We start from the raw sequence: 3,589 nt of genomic DNA, 5'->3' as shown, positions 1-3,589 counted from the left end.
GTGCGGGAGTTGGTCGCGATGGGACGGGCGATGGTCGATCTCTATTGCGCCTCGTTCCGGCAGGTGCCGAAGCGGATCGTACTCGACATTGACGACACCTTCGACGCTGTGCACGGAGGCCAACAGCTTCGCCTGTTCAATGCCCACCATGACGAGTACGGCTTCCAGCCGATCGTCGTGTTCGATGGTGCGGAACGGTTCGTCAGCGCGATCCTGCGACCGGCCAAGCGGCCGAGTGGGGCTGAGATCCGCCCCCACCTGCGCCGTCTGGTGCGGGCGATCCGGATCAACTGGCCGAACATTCGAATCCTGCTCCGCGGCGATAGCCATTAGCAGTCCGCAGGTCATCGACTGGTGCCGCGCCAACGACGTCGACTTCATCTTTGGCCTCGCGCCCACCACGACCCTGCGCAAGCATGTCGCGGATCTGGAGGCCAGCACGACGGCGCGCTTGGAAGCGTCGGCCAAGACAGGCAAGGTCCGCAGGTTCAAGGAGTTCGTTGACGGCGCCCGCGGCGCGGCCGGGCCGGCAGCACTCAGGCGACTATAACGGGCGCAGAGCCGACCCTGCGGCTTCCAGACATTGTCGTGTACAGCTTCAGACCCTCAAGCCGAGCCCGCAGGGCCTCGCTTACCTTTGACGGGGCGGCGGTACGTCCAAGCCGGTTCAACAGTTAAGAATTTCGCAAAGACGATACCCCCGGATCGTCGAGCTTCCGCTGCCACTTCCCGCATTCGCGGAGCCGGTCAATGACCCGCCCTTCACAATAGTTATCCGGCAAGCATCTGCATGCGAGAGATAATGTTGCCGGAGGCATCTCTCATGGCTTCTACACTTGCCTGAACGCCAGAACCGCGTTCGTGCCGCCAAAGGCGAAGGAGTTGCTCAGTGCCACGCGCACCTTGCGCTCGCGTGCCACATTGGGCGTGACGTCGAGATCGCAATCGGGGTCCAGCTCACGATAATTGGCAGTCGGCGGCACGACGCTCTCGCGGATAGCCATCACGCAGGCGATCAACTCGAGCGCGCCGGACGCGCCGAGGCAATGCGCGTGCATGGACTTGGTAGAAGAAATGGACATTGAGAAGGCGTGCTGACCGAAGACGCGCTTGATCGCCGCAGTCTCGATCTGGTCGTTGGCCTTTGTGCCGGTGCCGTGCGCGTTGAGATAGTCGACATCCTCGGCGTCCAGCCTGGCATCGGCAAGGCAGGCCCGCATTGCTGCCTCCGGCCCCTCGACAGTCGGCGCGACGATATCGGACGCATCGGCGGAAAGGCCGGCACCGGCAATTTCGGCAAGGATGGTGGCGCCCCGAGCCAGGGCATGCTCGTAGCTTTCCAGCACCGCCATGCCGGCGCCTTCACCAAGCGACAGGCCCTGGCGATCGGCCGAGAATGGCCGGCAAGTATCGGGCGAAAGCACGCGGATCGCTTCCCATGCCTTCAGCACACCCCATATGAGCGGCGCTTCGCTGCCGCCGGCAAGCATCACGTCGGCCCGGCCGTGCCTGATCTGGTCCACCGCGCAGGCAATCGCATGGTTTGCCGAGGAACAGGCGGACGTGACGCCGAAGACCGGCCCGCGCAGGCCGAGACTCATGCTGACCTGGCCGGCAGCGGCACCCGGCATCGCCTTGGGTACAGTCAAGAGAGCGGCACGCTTACCGCCCAGAAGGATGGCGCGGTAGGTTTGCTCGATCGCATCCCACCCGCAGCCGCCAACGCCCACCGTCGCACCGAAGCGATAGCTATTTCCCTCTTTGGAGGAAAGTCCGGCCTGACGCATGGCTTCGCGCGCCGCAAGCACAGCGAGCAGGCTGAAGCGGTCCATGGAGATGAGTTGCTTGCCGTCGATGTCATGCTCCGGCAGCGCCTTGATCTCGGCACCGATCCTGACCCTCAATTCATGGAGCTCGGAGTTGACGATTGGGCCGATGGCGGAGCGGCCTTCTCGCATCTCTGTCCAAATGGCGGCGGCGTTGGTCCCAAGCCCGCAAATCCCGCCAATCCCAGTAATCACGACGCGCCTGTCCATTCACACCCCCTTAGCGAGCAAGCTGCGCACGGCTTCCACCATGTCCCCAACATTCTGGAGATCCGACCATGCCTCGGCCGTATTCATCTCGATCTCGATGCCGTAGGCCTGCTCCAGGTCCCAGAGAACGTCCGCCAATCCCAGTGAATCGATACCGAGCGAAGTCAGTCTCGTGGCAGCCGTTATCTCGCCGCCTGTGGCAGGCGCTATGCCGCCCTCCGACGCGGCGCGCTTCTTGATCATGGCGATTATTTCGTTGGCGAGTTGATCTGCCATCTTGTTCCTTTCCAGCTTGCGTTTTCGGCGTCGTTCAAAACCCGAGTCGCGTCGCGTTGCCAAAATTGCCCCTCATAGAGCCTGTGCGACCGACCAAGCCCAATGCCCATAGGAACCGGACGAGCTCCGGCTTCTGCGGCGTCAGCCCGATGACGAAGAAGAGTCGCCGGCCTCCCGGTTTTGCGCCAGCACATCAAGAATCTGCGTGTAAATGGATAGGAACCGTCGTCAAACGTCAGCTAAACGCTGCGACGGTGGGTGCTGTCAGCGTATTCACTCGGCACCTCATATGTAATCGAGATGTTTCATAGCTCCGGACCAGCTGCGATCAACTATTGTACCGGTCCGCCATTCGTCGGAGAGTTCGACATGATCGGAGCGCTGCCTCTCATTCCCAGTACAATCTCCACCGCACGCGACAGATTTCCTATTTCGGGCTCTTCTCAAGGGACTCGCCACGCGATAGAGGCAGTGATCGGCGCACGTGAGATCCTGCCAAGTCCATGCGACATTCCGGAAAATTGGTAAAATCGTTTGTTTCAATCGAATTCATCCACGCTATGGATAGCTAAGACATGCGTTTCAAAGGGCTCGATCTCGTCGTTCTCGACGCGCTGCTGAGCGAGCGCGGCCTCACGGCGGCGGCACGCCGCATCAACCTAACCAAATTCATGGGGGTCGGTGGATGTGGCGCAAGCCGTTGAAATGACGTAGGATTTGGTTGCTTAAGCCGATCCGAACCATTTCCCGGAGACCACACCCACCATGAACGATCTTGCGCTGCCGCTGAGCGGTTTGTCATCAGTCGGCGGCAAGTCCGTCGTCGCCCGTTTCGACGGCGGCATGCTGTCGTCCAACAGCGGCGTTCTGGCCTTGGCCGAGGTGGAAAAGCGGTTGCGGGTGGCCGAGCGTCTGGCGCGTTGCATCGATGATCCGTGCAGGCGAACGGGTCATGGCCAGCGTCACCCGGTTCCTCGAACTCGCTGCCCGGACCAGGTCGTCCACAGCCTGGCGGACATGATCGGCTTTCGCATGAAGATGATCGCGGCCGGCTACGAGGACGGCAACGACGCCAACCGGCTGCGCCGCGATCCGGTCTTCAAGATGGCCCAGGATGCGCTGCCGTCGGGTCGGGATCTGGCGTCGCAATCGACGCTGTGCCGGCTGGAGAACCTACCCGGCGTGCGGGAGTTGGTCGCGATGGGACGGGCGATGGTCGATCTCTATTGCGCCTCGTTCCGGCAGGTGCCGAAGCGGATCGTACTCGACATTGACGA

Annotated in this window: 3 protein-coding genes and 3 pseudogenes; 4 read left to right on the top strand and 2 right to left on the bottom strand. The window is 62.1% G+C overall.

The window, feature by feature from the left end:
* Both NKI38_RS33175 and NKI38_RS33625 read left to right on the top strand, forming a co-directional pair.
* Positions 1-511, top strand: a pseudogene (locus tag NKI38_RS33175) (transposase); the annotation flags it as partial.
* Between the two features lie 168 nt (positions 512-679).
* Positions 680-844, top strand: a pseudogene (locus NKI38_RS33625) (LysR family transcriptional regulator); the annotation flags it as partial.
* Here the strand turns inward: NKI38_RS33625 and NKI38_RS33170 are convergent.
* A complete protein-coding gene (locus NKI38_RS33170) occupies positions 831-2,036 on the bottom strand; it encodes a beta-ketoacyl-[acyl-carrier-protein] synthase family protein (RefSeq protein ID WP_352665067.1) in 1,206 nt (401 codons plus the stop codon). The pseudogene NKI38_RS33625 and the gene NKI38_RS33170 overlap by 14 nt on opposite strands.
* Positions 2,037-2,312, bottom strand: a complete 276-nt coding sequence (locus NKI38_RS33165; protein WP_352595639.1) for an acyl carrier protein — start codon at positions 2,310-2,312, stop codon at positions 2,037-2,039.
* A 575-nt stretch (positions 2,313-2,887) separates the two neighbouring features.
* On the opposite strand from NKI38_RS33165, the pseudogene NKI38_RS33160 reads away from it, so the two are divergent.
* Positions 2,888-2,980, top strand: a pseudogene (locus NKI38_RS33160) (LysR family transcriptional regulator); the annotation flags it as partial.
* Between the two features lie 97 nt (positions 2,981-3,077).
* Positions 3,078-3,589, top strand: a 512-nt coding sequence (locus NKI38_RS33155; protein ID WP_352665065.1) for a transposase, incomplete at its 3' end; no start/stop codon positions are given.

This window comes from Mesorhizobium sp. M0621 (assembly GCF_040320745.1).
Taxonomy (GTDB): domain Bacteria; phylum Pseudomonadota; class Alphaproteobacteria; order Rhizobiales; family Rhizobiaceae; genus Mesorhizobium.
The sequence above is the reverse complement of the archived record's forward strand: the minus strand, read 5'-3'. Positions and strand labels throughout refer to the sequence as shown.